This is a genomic window from Xanthomonas sp. CFBP 8152 (genome assembly GCF_014199025.1).
GTDB classification, from domain to species: Bacteria; Pseudomonadota; Gammaproteobacteria; order Xanthomonadales; family Xanthomonadaceae; genus Xanthomonas; species Xanthomonas arboricola_B.
Genome location: NZ_JACHNO010000005.1, coordinates 148,501 through 165,503 on the forward strand (window position 1 = coordinate 148,501; position 17,003 = coordinate 165,503).

Genomic DNA, 17,003 nt, shown 5'->3' on the forward strand with positions numbered 1-17,003 from the left:
GGGGGTTTTGTCGTTGAAGCTGCACGCGCGCCAGGAAACCGTCGCCGGATTGGCACGCCAATTGCATCCACTGGGTGAGCATTCCCCCTGGAGCAGACTGTGGCAGCCGCGGAAAAACCCAAGAAGACCGAAGACAAAGACGACAAGGGCGACAACAAGAAGGGCGGCAAGAAACTTCTGCTGATCGCCGTCGGGGTCGTGGTGCTGGCCGCTGCCGGCGGCGGCGCCTGGTTCTTCTTCGGCCACAAGGGCGAGGAGAAAGATGGCAAGCACGCCGCGCCCAAGGTGGCCGAGGTGCCCAAGCCGGCGCAGTACTTCCCGATGGATCCGGCGATCGTGGTCAACCTGGCCGACCCCGGCGACGGCCCGCAGTACCTGCAGGTCGAAGTGCAGCTGGTCACCCGCGACCCGGAGGACCTCAAGCTGATCACCGAAAACGCCCCGGCCATCCGCGCCCATCTGCTGATGCTGCTGTCGCAGGTCAAGGCCACCGATGTGGCCGACCTGGTCGGCAAGCAGAAGCTGCAGAAGGCCGCCCTGGCCGAAGCGCAGAAGGTCATGACCGGCGAAACCGGCAAGAAGTGCGTCGAAGAACTGCTGTTCACCAGTTTCGTTACCCAGTAAGGCCTGCCCCATGAGCGTCAGCGATCTGCTTTCCCAGGACGAAATCGATGCCCTGCTGCATGGCGTGGATTCGGGTGCGGTCAACACCGAGCCGGAGCCGCTGCCCGGCGAGGCACGCCAGTACGACCTGTCCAGCCAGGACCGCATCATCCGTGGCCGCATGCCGACCCTGGAGATGGTCAACGAGCGCTTCGCGCGGCTGTGGCGCATCGGCCTGTTCAACCTGATCCGGCGCTCGGCCGACCTGTCGGTGCGCGGCATCGACCTGGTCAAGTTCAACGAATACATGCACTCGCTGTATGTGCCGACCAACCTCAACCTGATCCGCTTCAAGCCGCTGCGCGGCACCGGCCTGATCGTGTTCGAACCCACGCTGGTATTCACCGTGGTGGACAACTTCTTCGGTGGCGACGGCCGCTACCACACCCGTATCGAAGGTCGCGAGTTCACCGCCACCGAGATGCGCGTGGTGCAGCTGATGCTCAAGCAGACCTTCGCCGATCTGAAGGAAGCCTGGGCGCCGGTGATGGAAGTGGACTTCGAGTACATCAATTCGGAGATCAACCCGCACTTCGCCAACATCGTCACCCCGCGCGAGTACGTGGTGGTGTGCCGTTTCCATGTCGAACTGGAAGGCGGCGGCGGCGAGATCCACATCACCTTGCCGTATTCGATGCTGGAGCCGATCCGCGAACTGCTCGATGCCGGCATCCAGAGCGACCGCAACGACCGCGACGACTCCTGGAACGTGATGCTGCGCGAGCAGCTGGATACCGCCGAGGTGACCCTGTCCAGCGTGCTGGCCAGCAAGCGCATGAGCCTGCGTCAGCTCACCGGCCTGAAGATCGGCGACATCCTGCCGATCGACCTGCCCGCACAGGTGCCGCTGTGCGTGGAGGAGATCCCATTGTTCACCGGCGAATTCGGCGTCTCCAATGGCAACAACGCCGTCAAGATCACCGCCGTACGCCCGCCCGGCGTGCAAGCCCCACGCGCCGTTCCCTCCCAGGACTCCAGCAAATGATCAACTCCGACATCCTCGACGCCGCGCCTGCCACCTTCGACAGCCTGCAGGCCGAGCACGACCAGAATGCCACCGACCTCAACCTGGACGTCATCCTGGACGTACCGGTGACGCTGTCGCTGGAAGTGGGCCGCGCGCGCATTCCGATCCGCAACCTGCTGCAGCTCAACCAGGGCTCGGTGGTGGAACTGGAGCGCGGCGCCGGCGAACCGCTGGACGTCTACGTCAACGGCACCTTGATCGCGCATGGCGAGGTGGTGGTCATCAACGACCGCTTCGGTATCCGCCTGACCGACGTGGTCAGCCCCAGCGAACGGATCCGGAGGCTGCGGTGATCGGCCTGCTGGCCGCTGCCGCGCCGGTCGCGGCCAAGGCCACCCAGGTCGGCGCGCAGGCGCCGTCCTCGCCCAGCCTGTTTGGCGCGGTCTTTGCATTGCTGCTGGTGCTCGCGCTGATCGTCGGCCTGGGCTGGTTGCTCAAGCGCATGCCCGGCAGCGGCTTCCGCACTACCGAGGGCCTGCGGGTGGTGACCAGCCTGGCGGTGGGTGCCAAGGAACGGGTGGTGGTGGTGGAGGTCAACGGCCAGCAGTTGCTGCTGGGCGTCACCGCCGGCGGCATCACCACCTTGCACACCTTGTCCGAACCGCTGCCGTCCGCGCCCGCGCCCACCCTTCCCAACTTCAAGCAACTTCCCAATTTCGCCCAGCTGCTGGCACAGAAGCTGCGCAAGGACCCGTGACATGTTGAGTCGTTGGAATCGCTGGGGGCGCAGCCTCCGCCTGGTGCTGATCCTGCTGGTGATGAGCTGCCCGCTGCTGGCCGCTGCCACGCCTGCCGCACTGCCGGCCATGGCCCAGGCCGCCGCACCCGCCGCAGCGCCGGCGGCCGCTCCGGCCGCTGCCAATCAGCTGCCGTCCTTGCCCAATGTCAGTGTCGGCCGCATCGGCGACCAGCCGGTGAGCCTGCCGCTGCAGACCTTGCTGCTGATGACGGCGATCACCCTGCTGCCGTCGATGCTGCTGGTGCTGACCGCCTTCACCCGCATCACCATCGTGCTGGGCCTGCTGCGCCAGGCGCTGGGCACCGGCCAGACCCCGTCCAATCAGGTGCTGCTGGGGCTGTCGATGTTCCTGACTGCGCTCGTGATGATGCCGGTGTGGCAGAAGATGTGGGGCGCCGGGCTGTCGCCGTACCTCAACAACCAGATCGATTTCCAGACCGCCTGGACGCTGACCACCCAACCGCTGCGCGCCTTCATGCTGGCGCAGATCCGCGAGACCGACCTGATGACCTTCGCCGGCATGGCCGGCGACGGCAAGTACGCCGGCCCGGATGCGGTGCCGTTCCCGGTGCTGGTGGCCTCGTTCGTGACCAGCGAGCTGAAGACCGCATTCGAGATCGGCTTTCTGATCTTCATCCCGTTCGTGATCATCGATCTGGTGGTGGCCAGCGTGCTGATGTCGATGGGCATGATGATGCTGTCGCCGATGTTGATCTCGGCGCCCTTCAAGATCCTGCTGTTCATCCTGGTGGATGGCTGGGTGCTGGTGGTGGGCACATTGGCCGCGAGCTTCAACGCGTCCTAGCCGCAAGGTTTGCATGCGCGCCGCCTGCCGGCGTGTCCACATGCCCTTCCGCTTCGGTCCGGGTGCAGAGGCTTCGCCTCGTACCCTCACCCCAACCCCTCTCCCGCTGGAGAGGGGCCAGTCCCGACTCCCGACTCCCGACTCCCGACTCCCGACTCCCGACTCCCGATTCCCCAATCCCGATTCCCAATCCCATCCTTTGGCACCCCACTTGCATCACCGCACCCATGAGCCCTGAAATCGCCCTGACCGAATTGCGTGGTGGCCTGGTCACCGTCCTGTGGATTGCCGGACCGATGTTGCTGGCGGTGTTGGTCGTCGGTGTCGTGATCGGTGTGGTGCAGGCCGCCACCCAGTTGAACGAACCGACCATCGCCTTCGTTGCCAAGGCGGTCGCGTTGACGGCGACCTTGTTTGCCACCGGCAGCATGCTGCTGGGGCATCTGGTCGAGTTCACCATTGCGCTGTTCCAGCGCATTCCGCATCTGATCGGTTAGCGGACCATACCGGATGGATGCCGCTACCCAGATGGTGATCGACGGCCAGCGCGCGTTCGCGATGGTCGGGGCGATCATGTGGACCATGCTGCGCACCGGTGCGTTGCTGACCGCGATGCCGTTGATCGGCACCCGCGCGGTACCGGGACGGGTGCGGGTGATGCTGGCCGGGACCTTGTCGATGGTGCTGGCGCCGCTGCTGCCGCCGGTGCCGGACTGGGACGGTTTCACCGCACAGGCCGTGCTCAGCGTCGCCCGCGAGCTGGCGGTAGGCGCCAGCATGGGCTTCATGCTCAAGCTGATCTTCGAAGCCGGCGCGATGGCCGGCGAGCTGGTGTCGCAGTCCACCGGCCTGTCGTTTGCGCAGATGTCCGACCCGCTGCGCGGGGTGACGTCCGGGGTGATCGCGCAGTGGTTCTATCTCGGGTTTGGCTTGCTGTTCTTCGCCGCCAACGGACACCTGGCGGTGATCGCGCTGCTGGTGGACAGCTACAAGGCCTTGCCGATCGGCACCGCGATTCCCGACGCTGCCGCCTTCGCCGAGGTGGCGCCCACCCTGTTCCTGCAGATCCTGCGCGGCGGGCTGACCCTGGCATTGCCGATGATGGTGGCGATGCTGGCGGTCAACCTGGCCTTCGGTGCGCTGGCCAAGGCGGCGCCGGCCTTGAACCCGATGCAGCTGGGCCTGCCGTTGACGGTGTTGCTGGGGCTGTTTCTGCTGTCCAGCTTCGCCAGCGAATTCGCACCGCCCGTGCAGCGCATGTTCGATACCGCCTTCGACGCCGCCCGAGAATTGACTGCCTAGCGGACCCATCCATCACCGTGAATTGCCTCAAGTTTTTCCCCCGCCGGCCGTCAATGCCACAGGACGATTGATACCGCAAATCGCCATCACTCATCCCCATGCCAACGCCCGCGGGAATCGATGCCCAACGTGTCTGCGCTGTTCGCTGCGATTGCGTCACGAGGCGGTCACGCGTGGGCCTTGGCCTGTCTTTGGATTGCCGGGCTGGTCGTGAGCGGCCACGTACAGGCACAGACCTACAGCGTCCGTGACTATGCCCAGGCCGAGGGCCTGCAGGGCATGACCGTCAACAGCCTGCTGGAAGATCGCCAGGGCGTGGTCTGGGTGGGCACCGAGCTGGCCCTGCACCGCTTCGAGCGCGAGACTTTCACCCCGGTTGGCCAGGAAAGCGGCCTGGATGCGCGCTACATCCGCGCACTGGCGCTGGATGCGGCAGGACGGCTATGGGTGGCCAGCGCCAATGGCGTGTTCGTCCGCAACGGCGGCGCGTTCGTGCAACTCCTGCATGACGGCAAACCGATCCGCGCCGACAGCGGCAATGTGCTGGCCGCCTACGCCGACGGCATGGTGTTGGTCAGCGAGAACGCCTTGCTGCGCCTGTCCCCGGACCGCGCGGGCGGCTGGTCGGTGCACCCGTTGCCGTTGCGGCTGGCCGATGGCACCCGCCTGCCGGCCGGCAAGGCGTTACTGACCGACGGCACAGCGCTGTGGGCCAGCTGCGGACAGCAGGTCTGCCGGATCGACGAGAGCGGACGCGCCGAGCTGTTGGGCGACGCCGACGGTGTGCCGGCGCGGCAGTGGCGGGCGATCTTTCGCGATCACCAGGACACCCTGTGGCTGCGGGGCGATGGCCTGGTGCTGTCGCGCGCGCCTGGCGAACGTGTATTCCGCCGCCATGCGGCGCCGGCGGGCACCAGCTTCGACACGCTCTCGGCGGCCACCACGCTGTCCGAAGATGCGCAGGGCCGCCTGCTGACACGTTCCGATCGTGGCCTGGTGCGCTGGGAGGGCGATCACTGGCGCTACTTCGGCCACGACCAGGGGCTGCCGATCAGCCCGATGGTCGGCCCGCTGATGATGCAGAGCACCGGTCAGCTGTGGATCGGCACCCGTGGCCTGGGGGTACAGCGCTGGCTGGGCTACGGCAACATCGAGCACTGGGACGAGAGCCAGGGGTTGGCGGAAGCGCCGACCTGGTTGATCCAGCGCCTGCCCAGCGGGGAACTGCTGGTCGGCAGCGATGCCGGCTCCAACGTGCTGGATCCGCGCAGCGGACGCATGCAGCCATGGACGCTGGACGACGGGCAGCCGCTGCTGCAGTCGATCTCCATCGCGCTCTCGCCCGCAGATGGCGCGGCCTGGCTGGCGCGCTCGTCCGGCGCACTGGCGCGCCGCGATCCGCGCAGCGGCAAGACCGTCGATGTGTTGCAGCTGGGCCTGCCGATCAACAAGCTGCTGTTCGACGCGGCCGGCACCTTGTGGATCGCCACCCCGCGCGGCCTGTACCGCATGCCGCCCGATGCGCCGTATCAGGCCACCCGCGACCCGGGCGTGCCGGCAGCGTTCGTGGGCGAAGTCGATCGCGATTCCCTGGGCCGGCTCTGGGCCACCACCCGCGAGGGGCTGTACAACCGCCGGACAGACGGGGCCTGGCAACGCGTGCAGGTCCGGGGCGCGCTGCCCAGTCAGGACTTCTTCCTGATCGATTTTGCTCCAGATGGCGAGTTCTGGGTCTCGCTGCGCGATACCGGGCTATGGCATGGCCGCCTGCAAGCCGATGGCGTGCTGGCGCTGCGCGCGGTGGACGATCCGCTGGTGGCGCGGGTGATGCCCTTCATCCTGCACCACGACCGCAGGGGACGGCTGTGGCTTGGCAGCAGCCAGGGGCTGGACTTGCTGGAAAACGGGCATTGGTCGCGGGCCACGCGCACTGAGGGCCTGTTGTGGGACGACATGTCGGCCAACGCGTTCTTCGAGGATGCGGATGGCAGCATCTGGCTCGGCAGCAGCCGCGGTGCCAGCCATCTGATCGATCCGCTGCGCATGTTTGCCGCACCGCCATTGCGCGTGGACATCCTGCGCGTGCGGCGTGGCAACCAGGCGATCACGCCGGGGGCGCAGGTCGATTGGTCGCAGGTGCCGCTGGATGTGGACATCAGCGCACCCGGCGCCGAAGGCGGCCCGGACCGCATCAGCTTCCGCTACCGGGTGGAGGGCCACCAGGCGCGCTGGACCCAGACCTCGCTCAGTCACCTCACCTATCCCCTGCTGCCCCCCGGCACCTACACGCTGGAAGTACAGGCGCTGGATGCCTATCAGCGCAGCGCCAGCCCGGTTGCGCGGCTGCGTTTCGTACTGCGCCCGCCGTGGTGGCGCAGCACGCCGGCAGTAGCCGGTTACGTGCTGCTGGGCATTGCGGCGGTGATCGCGCTGCTGCGCTGGCGTACGCGCAAACTGCTGCGGCGCAAACGCGAGCTGGAGCAACTGGTGGCCGAGCGCACTGCCGAGCTGGAACAGGACAAGCGCGAGCTGGAAGCGGCACGCGTCGAACTCGCGCTCAAGGCCACCCACGACGAACTGACCGGGCTGCTCAATCGCGCCGGCATCCTGCACGCGCTGCGCGGCATGCTGGCGCGTGCCGATAGCAGCACGCGGCCGCTGGCGGTGGTGCTGATCGACCTGGACCACTTCAAGCTGGTCAACGATCAGCACGGCCACCTGGCCGGGGACGCGGTACTGGCCGAGGTCGGCCGGCGCCTGGATGCGCTGGTACGCGGCGACGACCGCATCGGTCGCTACGGCGGCGAGGAATTGCTGGCGCTGCTGCCGGGCCTGAGTGCCGAGGCCACCCATCGACTGCAGGCATTGCACCGTGGGATCTGTGGCGACTACCTGATCGATGGCGGCGTGTTGCCGGTGACCTGCTCGGCCGGCGTGGCATGGTTCCAGGCGGGCGAAACCCTGGAACAGCTGCTGGCGCGCGCCGACGCCGCGCTCTATCGCGCCAAACGCAGTGGACGCAACCGCATCGAGTACGACCATGTGAGCTATGCCGCCGCGGCCAGCGGCTGAACCTGCGTCTCGACGCAGGGCCAAAAAACAGCGCCGACAGACGCGTCGCTCAACACCACATGCCTGAGGCCACGCAGGTGTTTGTGCGCGAGCAGCACGCAGCCGTTTCGAAATCGGCATCAAGCAATCTGCGCGATCCGCTTACAGCGACACTGCGCGGCCCGGAACGATCACGCGCCGGACAATGGCCGTGCCTGCTGCGCAAGCGCGCCGCCGTGTCGGCTTAAGCATTAAAGAAACACGCGTGAACAGCCGCTAGTCGGTGTACCGCGGCCTGGTATGTCGGCCGCCCATGGCAAGCGTGAGATGCCCGCGCGATGATCGCGGACCACACCTGCCGATGCGTGGGAGAGTGCAACGCCCGTGGGGTTTCAGTACCGCCAATGCAGGTCGTCAGGCCGGCGTGCACCGTTTCTTGCAGTGCTGCTGGCCTTGCTGTCGCTGGCCGATCTGGCGGGCGCGCAGAGCGCGAGCATCCGACGTTACGCCCACGACCAGGGCTTGCTCGGGCTCGCCGGCACCTGTCTGCTGCAGACCCGCGCCACGCTGCTATGGGTGTGTACCGAAAGCGGCCTGTATCGCTACAACGGGCGCAGCTTCCAGCAGGTCGTGCTGGATGGCATGCGCAACGAACCAATCACCTCGATGACCGAAGCCGCTGACGGTCGGCTGTGGGTGGCAGGCTTCCAGGCCCTGTTTGTCGGCGACGAGCATGGCTTTCGCAAGCTGGCCCCCGATGAGGCCGAACATCTGCAGGAAGGCATGCTGCTGGCCAGTCCCTCCTGGGGCACGGTGCTGGCCAACGGCGGCACGCTAGAACGGCTGAGTGCGCGCGGCAATGGTCACTGGCACAGCGAACCGCTGCTGGACACCGCCACCCGGGTGCGCGTGCCCGAACTATCCAAGGTGCTGAGCCTGTCGGTGGAAGGCGACACCTTGTGGGCTGGCTGCGCCAAGCGGCTATGCGCCATCGATGCGCAGCGCAAGGTGCAGGTCTACGGGCCGCAACAAGGCGTGCCGGAAGATCGCTGGTACAGCGTGTTGCGCGATCACGAGGGCGCACTCTGGGTGCGTGGCACCGGCAACCTGCTCTATCGCGCGCCAGGGGCAAGCACCTTCCGTGTACGGCCGCTGCCATTGCTCGACGGCAGCACCATCGGGCGACAGGCGCCGTTGGTACTGGACCGCAAGGGGCGCGTGCTGGTGCGTCGCAACGACGGGCTGGCGCGCTGGGAAAACGGCCGCTGGCGCAGCTTCGGTGCCGACAACGGGCTGCCGCCCGGCAGCAGCGATGCGATTGTGGTGGACCGCGATGGCGATGTCTGGATGACCGTCGATGGCGAAGGCCTGGTGCGCTGGGCCGGCTACGACTGGATCGAAAACTGGGACGCCTCGCAAGGCATGCCGGCCGCACCCACCTGGTCGATCGCGCGCGACGCGCAGGGCGCGCTGCTGGTCGGCAACGAGCACGGCACCGGCCGCCAGGTCGATCCGAGCGGCCGGTTCGTTCCGGCCCTGCAGGCCTCCGGGATCCAGATCGTGGGCATGCAACGCAGCGCCGACGGCAGCCTGTGGACGCTCAATTCGGCCGGTTTCCTGCGCCGCACCTGGCCGGATGGCCGCAATACCCAGATTGCCAAACTGCCGCGCACCGCGCGCCGCCTGCTGATCGATCGACAGGGGCGGATGTGGATGCTCAGTGTGGGTGGGCTGTTCGTGATCCAGCGCCCGCTGGAGGGCGGCACGGTGGAAGCGGTCACCGACATGCCCACGATCGCCTATACCGATATCCAGCAGACCGCCAGCGGCACGCTGTGGGTGTCCACCGCCAACGGGTTGTTCCGCCTGCAGGGCGCGCGCTGGTCCAAGCTCAAGGTACTGGTCAATGGCGGCACGTCCGACCCGTGGATCAGCAAGTTCCATATCAGCGATAGCGGCGAGGTGTGGCTGGCGTTCTATCGGCCGGGTCTCTGGCACGGCATGCTGCTGGGCGACACGCTGGATCTGCAGGCGACCAGCGACCAAGCGCTGCGCGATGTCGGTGTCTACGTGATGCGCGGCGACAGCCTCGGCCGGGTCTGGGTGGGGCATGCGCGTGGCGTGGAGATCTACGACGGTGGGAGGTGGGTGCATCTGTCGCAGTCGCAAGGCCTGCTCTGGGACGACATCTCCGAAGCCGCCTTCGCCGAGGATCCAGATGGTTCGGTATGGATCGGCACCGCGCGCGGGGTGAGTCATCTGCTCGATCCGGCGCGGCTGTTCGATGCGCGCCAGCCCAGCGTACGCATCGACAGCGTCAGCCGTGGCGGCGTGCCGGTGCAACGCGGCCAGTTGCTGGGCTGGAGCGACAAGCCGCTGCATATCGAGCTGTCGACGATGGAGGTGTACGACGACCCGAGTCGCCTGACGGTGCGTTACCGCCTGCTCGGTCTGCACAACGAATGGATCCAGGGCAACAACCTGTCGATCGACCAGGCGCCGCTGCCCTCCGGGCACTTCCGTCTGCAGGTGCAGGTGCTGGACCACTACCGCCGCACCGCCTCGACGATCGCCGAGCTGCCGTTTGCGGTGGCCCCGCTGTGGTGGCGCAGCCCGCCGGCGATCGCGTCGTATGTGCTGATCGGCAGTGCATTGCTGGCCGGCCTGTGGCGCTGGCGGCACGGCCAACTGGTCGCGCGCGAGCGCATGCTGGCCGAACTGGTGGCCGAGCGCACCTGTCAGCTGGAGCACGAAAAACGCGATCTGGAAAGCGCGCGCGCAGCGCTGGCCCTGAAGGCCAGCCACGACGCCTTGACCGGCCTGCTCAACCGCTCCGGCGTGCTCGAAGCCATGGCCGACGAACTGCAGGCCTGCGCGCACGGCGGGCATCCGCTGGCGGTGGTGCTGATCGATCTGGACCATTTCAAGCTGGTCAACGACGAGCATGGGCATCTGGTCGGCGATGCGGTGCTGGCCAAGGTCGGCGCCCGCCTGACCGCCTGCCTGCGCGACTCGGACAAGGTGGGCCGTTACGGCGGCGAAGAACTGCTGCTGTTGCTGCCGGGCATGCCGCGGCACAGCCAGCACCGGCTGCGCGCCATCCACGAGCAGCTCAGCCTGGCACCGTACGAGGTCGGTACCGCCCGGCCCCTGCAGGTGACCTGTTCGGTCGGCGTGGCCTGGTTCCGGAGCGGGGATAACGCCGCCACGCTGCTGGCGCGTGCCGACCAGGCGCTTTACCGCGCCAAGCGGCATGGCCGCAATCGCATCGAACCGGAAGAGCCCGAATCGTCGATGGCATGAGCCCAAGCGGCATGGGTCGGCGCAGGCCGTCTCGTAAAGACCGACCTTAGCTCCGATGCACGGCATCGACGCATGCAGTGGCAACCACCAGCACGTCGATCACAGCACTGCAGCATCGTCGGCACCGTCCCTCTGTGCGGAAAAGCCCCACGGCCGACCACGACATCACGACATCGCCGGTTGCCCGCGCCCGGTCGACCGGCGCATGCGCGCGTCCGATCGCCAACGGTTGCCTGCAGGCGCTCAAGAAGTGGCGCCCGGGGTCGCTACGTGCTTGAGCAAACGCGTCCGTCGGCGCTGGAAGTGGATGGGTGGTCGAAACCTATAACCCTGGCATGGTGATGCTGTCGCTGGTGGTGGCCGTGCTGGCTGCCTATACCGCGCTGCATCTGGCCGCACGTGTGACTGCCAGTCGTGGCCGCGGTGCCGTGGCCTGGCTGATGGGCGGCGCGGTGGCGATGGGAATCGGCATCTGGTCGATGCACTTCGTCGGCATGCTGGCGTTTCGCCTGCCCATCCCATTGGGCTATGACCCGGCGTTGACGACCTATTCGATGCTGGCGGCGATTCTGGCCTCGGCCTTCGCGCTATGGCTGACCTCGCGTGCGGACCTGCCATGGCCGCGATTGGGCCTGGGTGCAGTGCTGATGGGCCTGGGCATTGCGCTGATGCACTACATGGGCATGAGCGCGCTGCGCATGTCCCCGGCCATCACCTACGACCCGCTGCTGTTTGCGCTGTCCCTGGCCATCGCCATCGGCGCCTCGGCAGCGGCGTTGTGGATCGCCTTCCGGCTACGCCACGATGGCCGCTGTTACGGCCTGCGCCTGATCGCCGCAGTGATCATGGGCCTGGCGATCGTGGGCATGCATTACACCGGCATGGCGGCGGCGCAGTTCGCGCCCGGCAGCCGCTGCGGCGCGGCGGCCGGTGCGCAACTGCCCTTGCCCTGGCTGGCCGCAGCGGTGGTGCTGGTCACGCTGGCGCTGTTGGTGCTGGCGTTGGTGATCTCGGTGCTGTCGCGGCGGTTCCAGCAGCGCACCGACGTACTCTCCCGATCGTTGGCGCAGGCCAATGCCGAGCTGGTGCTGGCGGCCCTGCACGACCCGCTCACCCGCCTGCCCAACCGGGTGCTGCTGCACGAGCATGTGCTGCAACGCATCGACCGCGCCCAGCGCGACGGGCAACGCTTTGCGGTGGTACTGATCAACCTGGATGGCTTCAAGGCGATCAACGACGGCTACGGTCACCATTTCGGCGACCAGTTGCTGGTGGCGGTGGCCGAGCGCATGCGTGCGCATCAGCGTGCCCACGGCAGCCTGGCGCGGCTGGGTGCCGACGAATTCGTGCTGGTGTCCGCCATCGCCGACCCCGAGGATGCCGCCGCTATCGCCGCGCATCTGCTGCAGGCGCTGGCGGTGCCGTTCCTGGTCGCCGACCAGGAGTTGCGCCTCAGCAGCAGCGTCGGCATTGCGCTGTATCCCGAGGGTGCCGGCAGCGAGCATCAGTTGATGACCCATGCCGACGCGGCGATGCGTCACGCCAAACAGGCCGGGCGCAACCGTTACAGCTTTTTCGAGCACTCGATGACCGGCACCACCCGCGAGCGCCTGCAGCTGCTGCAGGACCTGCCGCGTGCGCTGGAACTGGGCCAGTTCGTCCTGCATTACCAGCCAAAGTACTGCGCCGACGATGGCCGCCCGATCGGCGCCGAGGCGCTGATCCGCTGGCAACACCCCGAGCACGGCCTGGTGCCGCCGGACAGCTTCATCCCGCTGGCCGAACGCAGCGGCATGATCGGCCCCCTCGGCAGCTGGGTCCTGCAGCAGGCCTGCCGACAGATGCGCGCCTGGCGCGAGGCCGGGCATGGGCACTGGCGGGTGGCGGTCAACCTGTCGGCCATGCAACTGGCCTCGCCCAGCCTGCTGGACGAGGTGACCACCATCCTGGCCGACTGCGCGATCCCACCGGCCCAACTCACCCTGGAAATCACCGAAAGCATGGCCATGCGCGATGCCGAGGCCTGCCTGCGCACGCTCGACCAGCTCAATACGCTGGGCGTGCGCATCGCCATCGACGACTTCGGCACCGGCTATTCCAACCTGATGTACCTGCGCAGGCTGCCCGCGCACGAACTCAAGATCGACCGCAGCTTCGTGCAGGCCATGGACAACGGCCCGGAAGACATCGCCATCGTCGCCGCGGTGGTGGCGCTGGCCCACACCATGCGCCTGCAGGTGGTGGCCGAAGGCGTGGAGACCACGGCCCAGCGCAACACGCTCGAACGCCTGGGCTGCGATCAGCTGCAGGGCTATCTGCTGGGCCGGCCGATGGACGCCGAGCGCTTCATCGCACGGGTCGTCGCCCAACGCGACGGCCCGCGTCGCCCGACCGGCTGAGCAAAGGGCGTCAAAACGACCGCCGCCCCCGCACCGGCGATCGACCTGTAACCCGCCAACCGAGCCGAACATCAGTGGCGGCAGGTGGGCCACCCCCGCCCTGCTGCCCTTCCGCTCACCACCACAACACCCGCCAGCGGCTCCACTCATGGCCGCGGCGTCCCGCTTTCCCCACTCCCGCTTTCCCCACTCCCGCTTCGCGACTCCCGATTACCGACTCCCCAATCCCGGCCCCACCAACTGGAACGCCGCTTGCATGATGCATGGCTGACCAGTCACCGGCACCCCCATGTCCGAGTCCGAAGACGGCGGCGAACGCACAGAGCTTCCCACCGAAAAACGCCTGCGCGAAGCCCGCGAGCAGGGCAACATCCCGCAATCGCGCGAGTTGTCCACCGCTGCGGTGTTCGGGGCCGGCGTGTTCGCGCTGATGGCCCTGGCGCGGGGCATCGGCGACGGCGCCAGCGTCTGGATGAAGACCGCGCTCAGCCCGGACCCGAAGATGCGCGAAAACCCGATGGCGCTGTTCGGCCACTTCGGCGATCTGTTGCTGCAACTGTTGTGGGTAATGGTGCCGCTGATCGGCATCTGCCTGGCCGCCGGCCTGGCCGGCCCGCTGTTGATGAGCGGACTGCATTTTTCCGCCAAGGCGATCATGCCCGACCTCACCAAGCTCAACCCGGCCAACGGGATCAAGCGCATGTGGGGCAGCAACAGCCTGGCCGAGCTGGTCAAGTCGGTGCTGCGGCTGCTGTTCGTCGGACTGGCCGCCAGCCTGTGCATCTCCAAGGGCCTGCACGGCCTGCGCTCGCTGGTGAACCAGCCGCTGGAACAGGCGGTGGGCAACGGCCTGGACTTCACCAAGAGCCTGCTGTTCTACACCGCCGGTGCGCTGGTGCTGCTGGCCGCCATCGACGCGCCGTACCAGAAGTGGAACTGGCTGCGGAAGTTGAAGATGACCCGCGAAGAGATCAAGCGCGAGATGAAGGAAAGCGAGGGCAGCCCGGAGGTCAAGGGCCGCATCCGCCAGATGCAGATGCAGATGTCGCAGCGGCAGATGATGGAAGCGGTGCCCAAGGCCGACGTGGTGCTGATGAATCCGACCCACTACGCGGTCGCGCTCAAGTATGAGGGCGGCAAGATGCGCGCCCCGATCGTGGTGGCCAAGGGCGTGGACGAAATGGCCTTCCGCATCCGCGAAGCCTGCGAACAGCACCGCGTAGCGATCGTCACCGCCCCGCCTTTGGCACGCGCCTTGTATAGAGAAGCGCAAATCGGCAAGGAAATTCCCGTGAGACTCTATTCGGTCGTGGCCCAGGTGCTGTCCTACGTCTACCAGCTGCGTGGCTGGAACGGCGGCCCGATGCCGGAATTGCCGTCGCTGGACGTGGATGAGTTCGGCAAGGGAGCCAGCGCATGAGCGCCCAACCCGCCCCGATGAATGCCCGGCGCGTCATGGAGTTGCTGCGCAATGGCCTGGGCGCGCCGCTGGCCCTGATGGCCATGCTGGCCATGCTGATGGTGCCGCTGGCCGCGCCAGTGCTGGATGCCCTGTTCACCTTCAACATCGCCATCTCGCTGATGGTGCTGCTGGCGGTGGTGTACGTGCAGCGGCCGCTGGAATTCACCATTTTCCCGATCGTGCTGTTGATGACCACGATGCTGCGCCTGGCGCTGAACGTCGCCTCCAGCCGCGTGATCCTGATCAACGGCCAGGACGGCCATGCCGCCGCCGGCAAGGTGATCGAGGCGTTCGGCCAGTTCGTGATCGGTGGCAACTACGCCGTGGGTATCGTGGTGTTCGCGATCCTGACCATCATCAACTTCGTGGTCATCACCAAGGGTGCCGGGCGCGTGTCGGAAGTGACCGCGCGCTTCATCCTGGACGCCATGCCCGGCAAGCAGATGGCCATCGACGCCGACCTCAACGCCGGTTTGCTGACGCGCGAGGAAGCCAAGGCCCGACGCGAGGAAGTCCGCGAGGAAGCCGACTTCTACGGCGCGATGGACGGCGCCAACAAGTTCATCCGCGGCGACGCCATCGCCGCCATCCTGATCCTGTTCATCAACCTCATCGGCGGCATGGCGGTGGGCATGTTCCAGCACGGCATGAGCTTTGTGGATGCCGCCTCCACCTACACCCTGCTGTCGATCGGCGACGGTCTGGTGGCGCAGCTGCCGGCCCTGCTGGTGTCGTCCTCGGTCGCCTTGCTGGTGACCCGCGCCTCGCGCGCGCAGGACATGCGCGGCGCCATGATCAGCCAGGTGTTCGGGCAGCACCGCGCCCTCGCCGTGGCCGCGGCCATCCTGGGACTGGTCGGCCTGGTGCCGGGCATGCCCAACGTCGCGTTTTTGACGCTGGGCCTGATCCTGGGCGTGATCGCCTGGAAAATGTACAAGCGCAGCCTGGTCATTCCGCCGACCGGCGACCCGGCCACCGATCCCAAGGCCGCCGCCGCGGCCACCGCCGCCCAGGCCAGCTCCGAGCTCAGCTGGGACGAGCTGCGCCCGATCGATCCACTGGGCCTGGAGGTGGGCTACCGGCTGATTCCGCTGGTGGACAAGCACCAGGGCGGCGAGCTGATGGCGCGCATCAAGGGCGTGCGCCGCAAGCTCACCCAGGACATCGGTTTCCTGGTGCCGCCGGTGCATATCCGCGACAACCTGGAGCTGTCGGCCAACGCCTACCGGCTGCTGGTGCACGGGGTGCCGGTGGCCACCGCGGAAATCTATCCCGATCGTGAGCTGGCGCTGGACCCGGGCGGTGCGCTCGGCCAGCTCGACGGTATCCCCGGCAAGGACCCGGCGTTCGGCCTGGATGCCACCTGGATCCAGCCGCATCAACGCGCCTATGCCGAGTCGATGGGCTACACCGTGGTCGACCCGGCCACCGTGGTCGCCACCCATCTATCGCACCTCATCCGCGAACACGCCCCGGAACTGCTCGGCCACGAGGAGGTGCAGCAGCTACTGGCGACCCTGGCCAAGACCGCGCCGAAGATGGTCGAAGACCTCACCCCGAAGGCGCTACCGCTGTCGGTGGTGGTGCGCGTGCTGCAGAACCTGTTGATCGAGCGCATCCCGGTGCGTCAGCTGCGCAAGATCGTCGAAGCGCTGGTCGAACACGCCCCGCACAGCCAGGACCCGACCACGCTCACCGCCGCAGTACGCACGTCGCTGGGCCGTTTCATCGTGCAGGAGATCGCCGGCATGTCGGCCGAGCTGCCGGTCTACACGCTGGCCCCGCAGCTGGAGCGCGTGCTGCAGGAATCCACCCACGGCAACGGCGTGGCGCTGGAACCGGGCCTGGCCGAGCGCCTGCACCAGAGCCTGGCCGACTGCGTCGGCAAGCAGGAGGCGCGCAACGAACCGGCGGTGGTGCTGGTGCCTGGCCAGGTCCGCGCCGCATTGGCCCGCCTGGTTCGCCACAGCGTCCCGAGCCTGTCGGTGCTGGCCTACAGCGAAGTGCCGGAAGACAAGCGCCTGAAGCTGGTCGGCACGATCAGCTGAGACCGGCCCTCCAACAAACGCACCTCGTAGGAGCGCACCTGGGCGCGACAAGCTTCACCGGCACAACCCGTCGCGCCCGGGTGCGCTCCTACGACAGGCCGGGCAATCCAAGGACACGCCGCAGACGCCGACACCACGGTAGGAGCGCACCTGGGCGCGACAAGCTTTACCGTCACAACCCGTCGCGCCCGGGTGCGCTCCTAC

The 17,003-nt window shown here is 67.4% G+C and carries 12 protein-coding genes; all 12 read left to right on the forward strand.

The window, feature by feature from the left end:
- Positions 1–99: 99 nt before the first annotated feature.
- The 12 genes from FHT09_RS17835 (at position 100) to flhA (ending at position 16,799) form a co-directional block, all read left to right on the forward strand.
- Positions 100–624: a flagellar basal body-associated FliL family protein gene (locus tag FHT09_RS17835; protein ID WP_104606972.1), complete on the forward strand. Its 525-nt coding sequence runs from the start codon at positions 100–102 to the stop codon at positions 622–624.
- A gap of 10 nt (positions 625–634) precedes the next feature.
- A complete protein-coding gene (fliM, locus tag FHT09_RS17840) occupies positions 635–1,648 on the forward strand; it encodes a flagellar motor switch protein FliM (RefSeq protein WP_104537457.1) in 1,014 nt (337 codons plus the stop codon).
- Positions 1,645–1,983: a flagellar motor switch protein FliN gene (gene fliN, locus FHT09_RS17845; protein ID WP_016904992.1), complete on the forward strand. Its 339-nt coding sequence runs from the start codon at positions 1,645–1,647 to the stop codon at positions 1,981–1,983. Before fliM ends, fliN begins: the two co-directional genes overlap by 4 nt.
- Complete coding sequence (gene fliO, locus FHT09_RS17850) at positions 1,980–2,387, forward strand: flagellar biosynthetic protein FliO (protein ID WP_104537458.1); 408 nt, start codon at positions 1,980–1,982, stop codon at positions 2,385–2,387. Before fliN ends, fliO begins: the two co-directional genes overlap by 4 nt.
- A gap of 1 nt (position 2,388) precedes the next feature.
- Entirely contained in the window at positions 2,389–3,234 is an 846-nt protein-coding gene (gene fliP, locus FHT09_RS17855) for a flagellar type III secretion system pore protein FliP (protein WP_104606971.1), read from the forward strand.
- Between the two features lie 227 nt (positions 3,235–3,461).
- Positions 3,462–3,731 (forward strand): flagellar biosynthetic protein FliQ, encoded by a 270-nt coding sequence (locus tag FHT09_RS17860; protein WP_005917968.1) that lies wholly within the window; start codon positions 3,462–3,464, stop codon positions 3,729–3,731.
- 13 nt (positions 3,732–3,744) lie between these two features.
- Complete coding sequence (gene fliR, locus FHT09_RS17865; protein WP_053051291.1) at positions 3,745–4,536, forward strand: flagellar biosynthetic protein FliR; 792 nt, start codon at positions 3,745–3,747, stop codon at positions 4,534–4,536.
- Between the two features lie 120 nt (positions 4,537–4,656).
- The gene (locus FHT09_RS17870; RefSeq protein WP_104606970.1) at positions 4,657–7,608 is read left to right on the forward strand and encodes a ligand-binding sensor domain-containing diguanylate cyclase; all 2,952 of its coding nucleotides are present in this window, start codon (positions 4,657–4,659) and stop codon (positions 7,606–7,608) included.
- Positions 7,609–7,971: 363 nt separating this feature from the next.
- Complete coding sequence (locus tag FHT09_RS17875; RefSeq protein WP_104606969.1) at positions 7,972–10,890, forward strand: ligand-binding sensor domain-containing diguanylate cyclase; 2,919 nt, start codon at positions 7,972–7,974, stop codon at positions 10,888–10,890.
- A gap of 311 nt (positions 10,891–11,201) precedes the next feature.
- Positions 11,202–13,289 (forward strand): bifunctional diguanylate cyclase/phosphodiesterase, encoded by a 2,088-nt coding sequence (locus FHT09_RS17880; protein ID WP_104606968.1) that lies wholly within the window; start codon positions 11,202–11,204, stop codon positions 13,287–13,289.
- A 289-nt stretch (positions 13,290–13,578) separates the two neighbouring features.
- The gene (flhB, locus tag FHT09_RS17885; protein ID WP_104644541.1) at positions 13,579–14,709 is read left to right on the forward strand and encodes a flagellar biosynthesis protein FlhB; all 1,131 of its coding nucleotides are present in this window, start codon (positions 13,579–13,581) and stop codon (positions 14,707–14,709) included.
- Positions 14,710–14,726: 17 nt separating this feature from the next.
- Entirely contained in the window at positions 14,727–16,799 is a 2,073-nt protein-coding gene (flhA, locus tag FHT09_RS17890; RefSeq protein WP_181141407.1) for a flagellar biosynthesis protein FlhA, read from the forward strand.
- Positions 16,800–17,003 lie beyond the last annotated feature (204 nt).

Bases quoted from the DNA above. Each gene is read 5' to 3' on its own strand.
- fliM (WP_104537457.1), top strand. From the start codon at position 635: ATGAGCGTCAGCGATCTGCTTTCCCAGGACGAAATCGATGCCCTGCTG.
- fliN (WP_016904992.1), top strand. From the start codon at position 1,645: ATGATCAACTCCGACATCCTCGACGCCGCGCCTGCCACCTTCGACAGC.
- fliP (WP_104606971.1), top strand. From the start codon at position 2,389: ATGTTGAGTCGTTGGAATCGCTGGGGGCGCAGCCTCCGCCTGGTGCTG.
- FHT09_RS17860 (WP_005917968.1), top strand. From the start codon at position 3,462: ATGAGCCCTGAAATCGCCCTGACCGAATTGCGTGGTGGCCTGGTCACC.
- fliR (WP_053051291.1), top strand. From the start codon at position 3,745: ATGGATGCCGCTACCCAGATGGTGATCGACGGCCAGCGCGCGTTCGCG.
- FHT09_RS17870 (WP_104606970.1), top strand. From the start codon at position 4,657: ATGCCCAACGTGTCTGCGCTGTTCGCTGCGATTGCGTCACGAGGCGGT.
- flhB (WP_104644541.1), top strand. From the start codon at position 13,579: ATGTCCGAGTCCGAAGACGGCGGCGAACGCACAGAGCTTCCCACCGAA.
- flhA (WP_181141407.1), top strand. From the start codon at position 14,727: ATGAATGCCCGGCGCGTCATGGAGTTGCTGCGCAATGGCCTGGGCGCG.